The sequence below is a fragment of the Endozoicomonas sp. ALC013 genome (assembly GCF_049310205.1).
GTDB lineage: Bacteria > Pseudomonadota > Gammaproteobacteria > Pseudomonadales > Endozoicomonadaceae > Endozoicomonas.
The window spans coordinates 20,180-33,409 of the sequence record NZ_JBLYNS010000050.1; the positions used below are offsets into that span (position 1 = coordinate 20,180).

A 13,230-nucleotide genomic window follows, 5' to 3' on the forward strand; every position below is an offset into this window, starting at 1 on the left:
GGAGAGGCATTTTGCAATAGCAGGTTCCGGTTTGCTTCTTCCGAAGCTTTCTTTATAGTCGGCCCAATCGTTGGGCGGAACCTGCTCTTATCTAATCAGATGTAATACTTATACCCATTTGCCTTTTAGGGTCAGTGTCAGTAGATGTACAGATTATCAACATACCTTTTTGGAGGTCGTCTTCATTGCGAAAAAAGACGAGCGGATTGTAGCCGGTTATGGCATTTGCCTCTCTCAGGTGTTGTATCACACTTTCATGCTGTAAATTTCCCATGACAACTAATCCAGCTGCAATGAAAAAATCTTTCTCAAGCAGACCGGAATGTTTGCCCCAACTTTGTGGATCGTTATTAGATTCACCCATTACTTTACTGATCCAGGGATAATGCTGCATGCTAACCAGTTGTTTCACACTTTCGATAACTTCAGCTATTTTACAGATTTTGATATCTACACGATTATCTTTGTCATAGAAATGAGTTAAATCATGGCCTGATTGCTCTGCTTCGTCTCGGCTATTGACCTCCTGAAATTTCAACCGCGGGTATTGATAGATAACCTGATGAATAAATCTTTTAAGAAAGTCTTTATGACTTTCGTCCTGTGCCTGTGTAATATAGAGAGGCTTTCCAATGGTAGCGACTCCCGGGTATTCGGATATCAGACGCTCAAGCAATTCTTGAACACTCAACTTCTCTTCTATGTCACCTTGGTGAAGTTTGATATGACTCAGCTGTCTTGTGACCAGCCTAACCAGTCCTAACCTGCTGGGAACGGCTTGATCATAATCTGGAGGAGGGGATTTATCAGCAGGATCAACATTTGGTGAACCAGTTGGTGTGACGTTCATTTTTTCTTCCTGTTATCGGGGTCGCAATACACAAAAGTTAAGGGCTGCAATTATGGCAATTGCCTGGCGCATATTACAAAATTGCCAAGCATGATTTTTGACCATTCTGACAAAAAATAGTTCAAAACCTTAAAGTGATATATCGCAAAAAAGTTGGAGATAGCGGGGAATGTCACTATCATCATTCCGTAAAGGCGGGGCGAATAATATGCCAATGTTACATGGCACAACTCATGCTCCTGATATTAAGAACGTGAATCAAAACTCCATAACGCTGCTATTTCAGGAGAGGCATTTTGCAATAGCAGGTTCCGGTTTGCATCTTCCGAAGCTTTCTTTATAGTCGACCCAATCGTTGGGTGAAACCTGCTCTTATCTATGACTTCTGCTTGATAGATCGAATGAATATACCCATTTCCCTTTTGGGGTTAGGGTCAGTAGATCTACAGATTATCAACATACCTTTCTGGAGGCTGTCTTCATTGCGAAAAAAGAACAGCGGAGAGTAGCTGGTACGGGCATTTGCCTTTTTCAGTCGTTTCATCACCCTCTTATGCGATAAATCCACCACGTCAGCTGATCCGGCTGAAATGAATAAATCACCGTTAAGCAGACCGGAATATTCGCCCCATTTGTGTTGATCTTTTCTTAAATGATCGATCCAGGGATATTTGTACATACTGGCCAGTATTTTCACACTTTCGATGACTTCAGATATTTTACAGATTTTGATATCTACATGATTAACTGTGTCATAGAAATGAGTTAGATTATGGCTTGATTGCTCTGCCTCATCTCGGCTATTGACCTCCTGAAATTTCAACAGCGGGTATTGAGTGATAACCTCCAAGATAAATCTTTTAAGAAAGTGCTTATCACTTTCGCCCGGTGCTCGTGTAATACAGGGCGGCTCTTCAATGGTGGCGGCTCCAGGGTATTCGGATATCAGACGCTCATACAATGCTTTAACACTCTGCTTCTCTGCTTCGTCACCATGGTGAAGTTTGATAAAACTCAGTTTTTCCATGACCAGACTTACCAGGCCTGACTTACTGAGAACGGCTTGAGCATCAGCTGGAGGGCCGGGTTTAAGGGCAGTATCAAGTTGTAATGAACCTGCTGGTGGGACATTCATTTTTTCTTCCTGTTATCGGGATGCACAATACACAAAAGTTAAGGGCTGCCATCATGGTTATTAAATGACGCATATTGCAAAAATTGCCATGTGTAATTTTTGACCATTATGACAAAAAATAGTTCAATACCTTAAAGTGATATATCGCGAAAATTTTTTAGATAACGGGTTATATCACTATCATATACCCGTAAATATGGTCGAATAATATGCCAATGTTACATGGCACAACTCATGCTCCTGATATTAAGAACGTGAATCAGAACACCATAACGCTGCTATTACAGGAGAGGCATTTTGCAAAGCTATCCCCCTATCTTTGCGTCATTTCATCAATCGCTATCCAGGCTTCTTCACATCCCTTATGGTGATCAATCGGATGACCTCGCCAGTATCATCGTCCGCCGGGTTGAGTACTTTCTGCACAACCATGAACCGAAAAGTTTTGACGCCTGGTCAGAGCAGGATATCTATCTGATCACTTATGGCGACAGCCTCACAGAGCATGGGAAACCACCACTGAAAGTACTCAGTGAATTCCTTGGCAGGCACATCCGGCAGCTGATCTCCACCGTGCATATACTGCCTTATTTCCCCTACAGTTCTGATGATGGATTCTCCATCATTGATTATCTGCAGGTTAACCCTGCTCTTGGTGACTGGAATAACGTCAGGGCCATCGCTGAGCGCTATCGGTTAATGACCGACCTGGTTATCAACCACGTATCCCGGGAAAGCCTGTGGTTTGCGGATTTTGTCAGCGGCATCCAGCCTGGGCGGGACTACTTTATTGAGGAAGATCCATCCACAGATCTCACCATGGTCACCCGCCCCAGAAACTCCCCCCTGCTGGTTCCCACCCAGACACGCCGGGGAACCCGCCACGTCTGGGCCACCTTCAGTGAGGACCAGATCGACCTTAACTTCAAAAACCCGGATGTACTGATAAAAATGGTCGATATTGTGCTTTTCTATCTTGCCCGGGGTACCAGCGTAGTGCGTCTTGATGCCATAGCTTTCCTATGGAAGAAGCTCAATACAGCCTGCGTACATCTGCCGGAAACCCACGCCATGGTCAAAGTAATGCGGCTGATTATTGAACAGGTTCGCCCCGGTGCATTACTGATAACCGAAACCAATGTACCTGACCCGGAAAACTTCAGCTATTTCGCCCGGGGCGATGAGGCGCATTTGGTGTACCAGTTTGCACTGCCGCCACTGATACTCCATGCACTAAACCGGGGCACAGAAAAATACCTGGCGCACTGGGCAAGGGCATTACCGGAATACCCTGAGGGTTGCACAACACTGAATTTCACCGCCTCCCATGATGGCATTGGGCTGCGACCGCTTGAAGGGCTCGTCCCCGACAGTGAAGTCGCCGAACTGGTGGACAGCATGCACCGTTTTGGCGGGTTCGTCAGCATGCGCACACTACAGGATCAAAGCGAAAAACCTTATGAGATCAATATCTCTCTATTTGACGCCATGAAAGGCACACGCCGTGGCGAGGATCACTGGCAGGCACAACGCTTTCTCTGCTCACAAATCATTATGCTCGGCATGAAAGGTATTCCGGCCATCTATATTCATAGCCTGCTGGCGACTCCGAACGATATTGTCGGCGTTGAACGATCTGGCCGCACCCGATCCATCAATCGCCGTAAATGGGATATTGAAGAACTGCGCACAGAACTGGAAAACCCCGTCTCAATGCAGAGCATGGTCTTTAAAACCCTGAAAACCATTATTGGAATTCGCCGAAAAGAGCGCTGTTTTCACCCGGACTGCCCTCAGCAAATCATTGATATCGCACCGGGCATTCTGGCCTTTTCCAGGACTGAGCCCAAAACGGACAGAAGCCTGGTTGCCATTCATAATCTGACGGCAACTCATTTGGACATAAATGCAAAAAAATACCAAGGCCGTCTTGACCTGCTTAGCGGCAAGACCTTTACCTCTGAACAGTTAAAGCCCTATCAAACCCTATGGCTGGTTTCAGGCACCCGGTGATCTCATGGATCGTTCGGCACAGTGAGCGCGTTATCTGGTCATCGCGCCCGGCACGCCCGGGCACATCAGTTTCCTGGTAACGCAGCATATGGCTCAACTTCAGTAGAGGCCAAAGCCCCTGATAAACCAGTAGTTAATAAGCTAGCCCGGATATTTCATAAACTGCCCCGAATCTCGCGCCAGACTTTGTCGCTCTAAGGGATTTTGTGAGGGAGCGCCGTACCGGGGAGTACGGTCGACTGAGCAAAACTCCCTTAGAGCGGCAAAGGACAAGCGAGATCGGGAGCACGTTTATGAAATATCCGGGCTAAGGATATCAGACTCTACTTGCCCTATCAGTGGAGTCCAGATCCGAAATTTGAACCCGGGTGTTGAAGACCTCTGATTGACTCGATGACACACTGATTGATCTGCTTGCCAGAGAATTTTCCTGTATTGTGCGGCGACGCTCATCGAGTAAGAAAATAATACTCCCTGCTAAAAAGCCTAGGCTGGCCCCCATGATTGGCTGCGGAGTATCATCCGTGTACGTTGGTATAACCCCATCCCGTTTCCAAAGATAATTAATCAGTGACTCACCACCTATCCCCAGGGCTACACCAGCGGAGATAATGGTTAGCCCCCGCCAGACAGTTTTTGCCTTCTCTGTTCGGTACCAGGGAGTAGCAGTCTGGCGTTCATTGCCAGAACCACTTGCATTGCTTACTCCCTCTGATGTGCCAGAAATATCAATTTGTGCACTGCCGGTGCCGGAAATATGGGTTACGGGGTTCATAATGAACTCTCAAAAATTAGAAATTTATAGTATTAAAAGAAATTTTTTTATTATTGATCACACATTTTGACTTTGGATAATTGAAAAAGTTCACTAATGAACTCAAGGGAGCGGTAAAATCGTACTAACTGAACGTCAATAGCATCACTGCCTGCAGAAAAGCTGGTACGGATGTTAATTTCAATAGCCGCATCATCCGGTTATCCGTGAAGCTGCAGATGGCTTGACCCGGATGTTTCATAAACTGCCCCGAATCTCGCGAAGGACCTTGTCGCTCTATGGGATTTTGTGAGGGAGCGCCGTACCGGGGAGTGTGGTCGACTGAACAAAACTCCCTTAGAGCGGCAAAGGTCAAGCGAGAGCGGGAGCACGTTTATGAAATATCCGGGTTAACCCCAATGGAGGTAAAGCCCCTGATAAACCGGCGCAGTAATTAACGAGCTACAGCAGGCGGACCGTCAGTGTTTACTTCCAGACTCAACGGGACGCTGATCACCAGGGATTTCATCCTTGGCAGTGATGACATTTGGCTGACCTGGTACCATGCTGATCGATCTGTTCTCAATACAAGTATGAATTGCAACATACGCCTCGGTTAAACAGGCCTGGTAAGCCCCTTGAGCAAAACCCACGACTGCTCCACCCAGGAATGGCTGCGATATATTGAACGGGTACAATGGCAAATGCCCATCCCGTTCATCTGCGAAGTAACTCAGTGCCTCACCGCATGCATACAATGCTGTATTCACGGAAACAATGAACAGTCCCCGCCAGAGGGGCTTTGTTGCTATGGTTTTGAAAAAGGCAGTAGCAAGGCTTTCATTGCCAGAGCCACTTACATCGTTTTCCCCCTCTGGACTGACAGTAATAACAGCTTGAGGGTCACGTGTAATAATTTGACCGGTTCCAGTATTGATCATAATGAACTCTCCAATAATTATAAGTTTTTAATATTAAAAAAGATCAATATACTATTGATTAAACTTTTGGACTTTGGGCAATTGAATAAGTTCATCAATAATCATGAGCAAGCAATAAAATCGCACCATCAAAATTTGGACAACACCTGAATAACTCTTTAACAAAAAAAGATCACAGCCAAAAAAACGGAACTATATTCTTTCACCATGGTCAATATACCAGGTGAATAATTTTTTTTAACTTTTCAGAGCTTTTAAAATGAACAGAGCTACTGGCAGCATAATATGCTGTGTAATATTTTTTGCTTTTACGACTTTCGACACTGTTTCGGCAAGCAGCTCCTTACGGAGTGACCCGACCCGGTTTGAGCAATACCATGGGCAACAGGTATCTCCCGGTCACTATTACGAACAGACTCCAGGATCTGACGCTGATGCAGTATTCCCACCAGTTATCAGTGTCACTCCGGAAAACAGTGACCAATTGACTATCAACCTTGCCAACAAAACAGAAATCGAGAAGCAGTACATACAGGCCTTTTATTTGAGAGGTGAGCGTGATGGTGACATCCTGCTGAAAACCATTAACGATCTTGGCCGCAGCCTGAGGGACTTAACCACCGTTGCCTCAGAGCTCCAGAAAATTTCTGACGAGAGCATCCTTCAACCAATACCCGTCAGGGAATTTCTTGACCATGTGAGAACCTTCACACAGGAATCAAACCTGTTCCTTCAAGACGTTAACAACCTGGAACATTTCCCCACCCTCAGACCAGACATAACTGCAGATCCCGACAGTGAGGTTGATATGCTCCCGCTGGTTCATCAATACCAGTCAACCTTGCGCAGGCTTGATACCCAAATGAGCCAGCTTCATTTCAATATCGTCCTGCCCAATGGCGTCCTTCATCAGCAGCTCGGCATCAGTAGCGACCAGCTCAAGTCGATGTCACTGTATACTGCAGAACAGATCGCTGATATGAAACGTAATGCGTTGCAGCTACGGGCCATGCGAACCCAGGATAAGCGAGTCATTGATGAAGGGATCAACCGTTTTACCAAAGATGCCATTGAAACCTTTATAGATACCTTCGGTACGTCAGAGAGATACAGAACCATTTCCGACCGGGAAGGCAGCAAAAGAGCCAAAGAGATGTTGATCGATGCATTCTGGGCTAGATCTTACATTCGTGCCACCTATGGAATTCAAATTGGGTGCATCCCGGTTGAATATGACAAGCGTATTTTCAATCTGGATTATTACCTGAACGATATGACCGTTGGTGCTGCACCCATTTATGATCAGAATAAGCTCATGCGTTACGCCAATCTCGCTCAGGAAGCAATGTTAACCATTGAAAATTCCGCCAGCAAAAAGTGGTTATCTGTCAGTTCATGGGTTACCTGGTTGGGCGGTAAATCCAATGAGATGGACACCAAATATTTCATTATCGCCCTGATTAAAAAAGATATTGATGAAGAACTGGCCATCAGCCGCTCAGGCGGCCTGAGAAAAGTTCGTGACGGATATCGTCAGCACTACCTCAGTTCAGACATGGCAAGAGCCCTCTACCAGGCAAAAGCAAAGCAGGTTTTCAGCTCATCAGAAGATGACGATGATATTGAGAGCGACGTCATGATGGTTGAGGCTGGCACACTCAAAGGAGCTGTTGCCATGTGCATCAACGCTCTGGAAAACCAGGAAAACCGTCTTGATGAAGCCAGAAAGCTGCAAAGCGTGGTTGATATGCTGACCAGGGACAACGTCTTTTCGGATCGCAGAAAAAGACGACAGCTCTTTTAACCCGGATATTTCATAAACTGCCCCGAATCTCGCGCAGGACTTTGTCGCTCTAAGGGATTTTGTGAGGGAGCGCCGTACCGGGGAGTACGGTCGACTGAACAAAACTCCCTTAGAGCGGCAAAGGACAAGCGAGAGCGGGAGCACGTTTATGAAATATCCGGGTTAAAACATCAATACAAAACAATGAGTATCTGTGACGGGATACTCATTTTCACAACAAATTCATTAAACGTTTTCGCAGGTTGATGTGATGGCTATCAAAAAGCAACTTGTGTATGTGGCTTTGCTGCTCATACTTTTATTTTCAAAGCCATACACCTCTTATGCCGTGCCTTTTCTTATTAATAACCATTGCCTGCAAGTGTCTGCTCCGAGGATAACTGCAAGCCAGTCATGTCCCGGACACGTTATCCCTGCCCATCAAACCCGCAACCTCCACTCTGAAGAGTTAAGATGTTCGGCCAACCACTATACCCATGTTCGCTTACCGGAATCCTTTGACGAAGAAGCATGGCAGGACTTAAAAAATATCAGCCGCCACGATGCGGCAGATATTTTGCGGCAACAGCCGTCACCAGCCTGGAAAGGTGTTATTAACTACCGCACATACCTTCACTGGAATTGGCAGGAGTGCCAGCTCGTCACCGATGCACATCACTGTGGTTCTTACCATGTATGTGAAAAGACATACCTGCCCACCTCGGATGGTGGCATGAAACAAGTCGAACATTGCCATTGGAAGGCAAAAACCTGTTACGCCGATATCACCATGCACGAAAGCCGGTACTGTCAGGATGGTGAGGGAAAAATGGTCTTTGACGTGGAGTTTCTGAAAAAAGATAAAGCCCGCTGGAGCCCTGATTACCCCGGCTTTATTGACCGTCTTGCCAATGGCTATGATCTGCTACCGGGTGAAGAGGAAGTGGTCACTGTAAGCAATCTGAAAAACATCGCGCGTACCTCACAATCTGCCAGATTAGCGCCAACCCTGTTTATTGAAGACCCTAAAAACGAGTACATCTTCAACGAGCATATCCACAACCCGCAACCGGATAGCCTTTCCTGTCGCTTCAAGGGTGAAGACGAAGTCAGCTTTACCGTAACCACACGAAAAAGAATTGCTTCAGACTCTCCCAACGCTTTTTCGCTTCCCAAAACTTTTGACAACGAGCATATTGACCCACTGGTATGGCAGTCGGTCCCTGGTCTGGATGGCTCAAGGCAAGAGAAAGGCTACCCATTCATCATGAGGGCCCAGGACTTCTCTGCCGCAGCACTCAACGAGGTATCAGAAGATGTCACTGAAAAGCTGAAAAATATCATCGTCAGAGTCCAGCTCTACGAACCATCCATATTTGGCGACAGACTGAAGTCTACTATCTATATCGATGAAGCAAAAGGTATTCAGCAAACATTGAACGCCATTTCCAACGACCAGAAAATTCGACGGTCGACGCTTTGGGAGTTCAAACTGAAAAATGGTGATAACCCTGACAAAAATATTTACCGGAGTTATGTGCCCACACTGTTCTACTATCCCGGAAAAATTTTCCTGTCCAACGAGGCCCTCAGCTACGATGACCAGCTGGCTCCGAACACAATATACACACTGAAGTTAACGGTTTATCAGAAAAACCTGCCTTTCTACCATCAGTCCTGCGAATCCGATCCTGACGCCTGGGATTGCCAGTGGTATACCTTATGGGGGCTCTTCAGTTCCAAGCGCTATGAAGATAATTATTTTTCAAAGAAAAGCCTTGATGTCAGGTTCAGATCAAACCCAAAAGTAGACCAGAGAACCTGGCTATCTTCCTTCTGGCACTTTGTCAGATATGCCCAAATTGCAGTACCGTTGGGGGCTGTGGCTTTATCGGCATCTTACCTGCTTTAGGAGGCTTGCCGGACTTAAACGCAGAAGTCACCCCTCGTTTTGAGCAACAGCTGACGAATATAATATTGTTAATACTTCGCTTGGGGATTCTGGTAAGATAATAAGAATTATCATTTGACTTTCGCATCTTTAAGTGGCCTGACCTGACAATGAATGTAACCATCAAAACCCCTGAAGAAATTGAAAAGATGCGCATCGCTGGCCGTCTGGCCGCTGAAGTGCTGGAAATGATCGAACCCCATGTGCTGCCCGGCGTCTCAACCGGCGAACTGGATAGCCTCTGCCATGATTATATTGTCAATGTGCAGAAGGCAATTCCTGCCCCATTGAACTACGGCGCAGCCCCGGGCAGACCCGGCTTCCCCAAGTCTACCTGCATTTCCATCAACCAGGTCGTTTGTCACGGCATTCCCAGTGACAAAAAATTTCTGAAAAGCGGCGACGTTGTTAATATTGATATCACTGTGATCAAAGATGGCTACCATGGCGATACCAGCAAAATGTTCCTGGTTGGTGACGTTCAACCGTTTAACCAGAGGCTGGTACAGGTGACTCAGGAGTGCCTCTATCTGGGCATTGAGCAAGTGAAACCAGGCAACCGTCTAAGCGATATCGGTCGTGTAATTGCCAGACATGCCCACGGCAATCATTTCTCAGTTGTGGAAGAGTACTGCGGCCATGGCATTGGCAGTGTGTTCCATGAAGACCCACAGGTCATCCACTATGAGGGTTATAACGACAGAAATGACTGTGTCCTGCAAGAGGGCATGACATTTACTATCGAACCAATGATCAATGCTGGCAAGAAAGGAACCAAACTTCTGGGCGATGGCTGGACTGCGGTAACCAGAGATCGACGCCCTTCTGCCCAGTGGGAACACACCATTGCTGTAACCGCTACAGGCTATGAAGTGCTCACCAAACGAAAAGAAGAAAACTTCTAATAATGAGCAATCCGTTTCAGAAAATCCCAACCTCTGTTCAGGATCATCTTTTCAACAAGAGTCAGTTCCGGGCGGACTTAACAATTTCCAAAACCCCGATTCCGGCCTATAAGAAATGCCTCAAGGAAGCCACATCCAAAATGGATCAATGGTTTCTGGATGGTATGAATATAGAGCAGCTGGTATTTGCCAGGGCTTGGTTGATGGATCAGATTCTGCGCCTGGCCTGGGAACATCTGAACTGGAGTGACAGCTGCCCCATTGCCCTACTGGCCGTTGGCGGTTACGGCAGAGGGGAGCTGCACCCCGGATCCGACATTGACATTCTGATACTGCTGGAAAAAGACCATTACGATGAACACCAGGATGCGATCGAACATTTCCTGACCTTACTCTGGGATATCGGATTAAAAGTCGGCTCCAGTGTCCGCTCCCTTGATGAGTGTGCCAGCCAGGCCGCTGACGATCTGACCATCATCACCAACCTGATAGAGTCCCGGGTGATATCCGGTCCGGCATTTCTGCACGAACACCTGTTGGACCTGATTGACACTGAAAATATGTGGCCCAGTCAACGGTATCTTCAGGCAAAATTCGATGAACAACGTAAACGGCACCGTAAATATAATGATACCGAATATGATCTGGAGCCAAATATCAAGGGTTCACCGGGCGGCCTTCGGGATCTGCATATGCTGGGATGGGTGGCCCGTCGCCACTACGGGACTCATGATCCCGCTGAGCTTATGGAGCTTGGATTCCTGAGCAATGTTGAATATCAGCAGCTGCAGAGGTGCCGGGCATTTCTCTGGAAAATCCGCTGGGCACTTCACTCCCTGACCGGGCGGGGAGAAGATCGCCTGCTGTTTGACCACCAGCGAACGCTGGCCAGCCAGTTCGGTTATCACGACCACACAGGCGCTTTGGCGGTAGAGCAGTTTATGCAGAGCTACTTTCGCACGGTCATGATTGTCAGCCAGCTAAAAGACCTGCTGCTGCAACATTTTGACGACGATATCCTCAGCGCTGGCATCGTTCATAAAGTTCATGCCATTAATGAACGTTTCCAGGTATGCAATAACTACATTGAAACCGTGCACGATAGAGTCTTTGCCGAACACCCGCCCGCGATTCTGGAGATGTTTGTGCTGCTCACCCGGGATCAGAAAATCCACGGTCCCACCGCTGAAACCATACGACTGCTGAGAGATTACCGCCACCTGGTAGACGGTACTTTTCGCAAAGACCCAAGATGTACAAGGCTGTTTCTGGAACTCATGCGTGCCCCCTATGCTTTAACAGCGTCGTTAAGAAGGCTGGCCCGCTACGGCATACTGGGTCGCTACCTTCCGGAGTTTGGTCGAATCATAGGGCAGATGCAGTACGATCTTTTCCACACACTCACGGTGGATGCCCACACCCTGTTATTGATAAAGTACCTGCGAAGTTTTTCCTACCAAAAGAGCCACCAGCAGTTTCCTATTGCCTCAAGAATCATCCATAGAATTCCCAAACCGGAATTACTTTATCTGGCAGGCCTTTACCACGATATCGGTAAAGGCCGTGGAGGCGATCACTCCCAGCTCGGTGCCGAGGATGCACAGCAATTCTGTCGTGTTCATGGCCTGAATAAAGAAGATACTGCGCTGATTGTCTGGCTGGTCCAGGAACACCTGACCATGTCCGTCACCGCTCAGAAAAAAGATCTGTCCGACCCGAAAGTGATTCAGGACTTCGCACGGCGTGTCGGTACCCGGGAACGACTGAAGTACCTTTACCTCCTGACAGTAGCGGATATTAATGCCACCAACCCCGGGCTTTGGAATGGCTGGAGAGCCTCTCTGTTACAACAGCTTTTCTCGCAAACCCACCAGCTTTTGAAACGGGGCGTAGATAATCTGCCGGAAATGAATGAGCAGATAGCCAACACCAAACAACGGGCAATGGCTCTGTTAATCGAACAAGGCTTGAAAGAGGAAGACATATCCTACCTCTGGGATCAGTTTAATGATGAGTATTTTCTCCGTCACCAAAGTGATGAAATCAGCTGGCAGACCAAAGGTATTCTCCAGCATGACTCAGAAAAGCCGCTGATCCTGATTCCGGAAATTGCCGATGGTTATGAGCACCAGGGGTCAAGCGTGTTTGTCTATACCCATGACCAGTCCAATCTGTTTGCTGCCACAGTAGCAGCGTTTCATCAGCTGGGACTGGCCATTCAGGATGCCCGTATCATTACCTCCAGAAGTAACTACAGCCTTGATACCTATACCGTGCTTGAAGAAGATGGCTCTGCCATCGGGCCCAATGCCGAACGGATACTGGACATCAAAACGCACCTGCAGAATACCCTGTCTGCGCCGGACACATTCCCGGACCTTATCCGCCGTCGCACACCACGGCAACTGCGCTATTTTAACCGGGAGCCTGCGGTGCTGATCAGCAACCAGATTGAACCCAGGCAAACAGTGCTGGATATTACCGCAACAGACCGCCCCGGACTGCTTACCCTGATCGGCAAAACCTTCGCCAGACTGGATCTGCAGGTACACGGTGCCAAAATTGCCACCTTTGGGGAAAAGGTCGAAGACAGTTTTATCATAGCTGACCATAATGGTAAGGCCATTCGGGAGGCTGCGAGCTGTAGCGAAATATGCAGTGCATTAATCCATGTACTGCGTGAAGCGTCAAGCCATGATGCCATTACACCTTGATAACTGAGTTTCATGATGCATGCGGTTGGGGCACGAGTCGGCTCGCGATCCGACCTGCATTGAGACCGTTTTGCGGGTGTAGCGCCTCCCCGTCATCAGAGCGTTCAGCCCAGTCTCTTTCCTTATACTACCCTGCCAGTTTAGTAGCACCTGGTACATGGTTTCAATGAGTTTGACGTGTACA

At 47.4% G+C, this 13,230-nt stretch carries 9 protein-coding genes; 5 read left to right on the top strand and 4 right to left on the bottom strand.

The genetic code is table 11. The features are described from left to right. Positions 1-91 precede the first annotated feature (91 nt). Positions 92-850 carry a hypothetical protein gene (locus ACO6V1_RS11270; RefSeq protein WP_422466903.1) on the bottom strand — a complete coding sequence of 253 codons (759 nt, stop codon included), beginning with the start codon at positions 848-850 and terminating at the stop codon, positions 92-94. 376 nt (positions 851-1,226) lie between these two features. Then, complete coding sequence (locus tag ACO6V1_RS11275; RefSeq protein WP_422466905.1) at positions 1,227-1,985, bottom strand: hypothetical protein; 759 nt, start codon at positions 1,983-1,985, stop codon at positions 1,227-1,229. 297 nt (positions 1,986-2,282) lie between these two features. Here ACO6V1_RS11275 and ACO6V1_RS11280 point away from each other — a divergent pair, with 297 nt between their 5' ends. Then, positions 2,283-3,998 carry a sugar phosphorylase gene (locus tag ACO6V1_RS11280; protein ID WP_422445376.1) on the top strand — a complete coding sequence of 572 codons (1,716 nt, stop codon included), beginning with the start codon at positions 2,283-2,285 and terminating at the stop codon, positions 3,996-3,998. 316 nt (positions 3,999-4,314) lie between these two features. Here the strand turns inward: ACO6V1_RS11280 and ACO6V1_RS11285 are convergent, their stop codons facing one another. Next, positions 4,315-4,773, bottom strand: a complete 459-nt coding sequence (locus tag ACO6V1_RS11285; RefSeq protein ID WP_422445378.1) for a hypothetical protein — start codon at positions 4,771-4,773, stop codon at positions 4,315-4,317. A 458-nt stretch (positions 4,774-5,231) separates the two neighbouring features. After that, positions 5,232-5,693, bottom strand: a complete 462-nt coding sequence (locus ACO6V1_RS11290) for a hypothetical protein (protein ID WP_422466907.1) — start codon at positions 5,691-5,693, stop codon at positions 5,232-5,234. Between the two features lie 259 nt (positions 5,694-5,952). Between ACO6V1_RS11290 and ACO6V1_RS11295 the strand changes: the two genes are divergently transcribed. The 4 genes from ACO6V1_RS11295 to glnD all read left to right on the top strand — a co-directional run bounded on the left by ACO6V1_RS11295 (position 5,953) and on the right by glnD (position 13,046). After that, entirely contained in the window at positions 5,953-7,497 is a 1,545-nt protein-coding gene (locus ACO6V1_RS11295) for a hypothetical protein (RefSeq protein ID WP_422466909.1), read from the top strand. Positions 7,498-7,747: 250 nt separating this feature from the next. Beyond that, positions 7,748-9,388, top strand: coding sequence for a hypothetical protein (locus ACO6V1_RS11300; RefSeq protein ID WP_422466911.1), 1,641 nt, complete (start codon positions 7,748-7,750; stop codon positions 9,386-9,388). A 149-nt stretch (positions 9,389-9,537) separates the two neighbouring features. Then, positions 9,538-10,332, top strand: a complete 795-nt coding sequence (gene map / locus ACO6V1_RS11305) for a type I methionyl aminopeptidase (protein ID WP_422445386.1) — start codon at positions 9,538-9,540, stop codon at positions 10,330-10,332. Positions 10,333-10,334: 2 nt separating this feature from the next. Continuing rightward, positions 10,335-13,046, top strand: coding sequence for a [protein-PII] uridylyltransferase (glnD, locus tag ACO6V1_RS11310; protein ID WP_422462472.1), 2,712 nt, complete (start codon positions 10,335-10,337; stop codon positions 13,044-13,046). Positions 13,047-13,230: the final 184 nt, after the last annotated feature.

What these genes read in the sequence shown, in the direction of transcription:
- map (WP_422445386.1), top strand. Translation starts at nt 9,538, where the DNA reads ATGAATGTAACCATCAAAACCCCTGAAGAAATTGAAAAGATGCGCATC.
- ACO6V1_RS11300 (WP_422466911.1), top strand. Translation starts at nt 7,748, where the DNA reads ATGGCTATCAAAAAGCAACTTGTGTATGTGGCTTTGCTGCTCATACTT.
- ACO6V1_RS11270 (WP_422466903.1), bottom strand. Translation starts at nt 850, where the DNA reads ATGAACGTCACACCAACTGGTTCACCAAATGTTGATCCTGCTGATAAA.
- ACO6V1_RS11285 (WP_422445378.1), bottom strand. Translation starts at nt 4,773, where the DNA reads ATGAACCCCGTAACCCATATTTCCGGCACCGGCAGTGCACAAATTGAT.
- ACO6V1_RS11290 (WP_422466907.1), bottom strand. Translation starts at nt 5,693, where the DNA reads ATGATCAATACTGGAACCGGTCAAATTATTACACGTGACCCTCAAGCT.
- ACO6V1_RS11275 (WP_422466905.1), bottom strand. Translation starts at nt 1,985, where the DNA reads ATGAATGTCCCACCAGCAGGTTCATTACAACTTGATACTGCCCTTAAA.
- ACO6V1_RS11295 (WP_422466909.1), top strand. Translation starts at nt 5,953, where the DNA reads ATGAACAGAGCTACTGGCAGCATAATATGCTGTGTAATATTTTTTGCT.
- glnD (WP_422462472.1), top strand. Translation starts at nt 10,335, where the DNA reads ATGAGCAATCCGTTTCAGAAAATCCCAACCTCTGTTCAGGATCATCTT.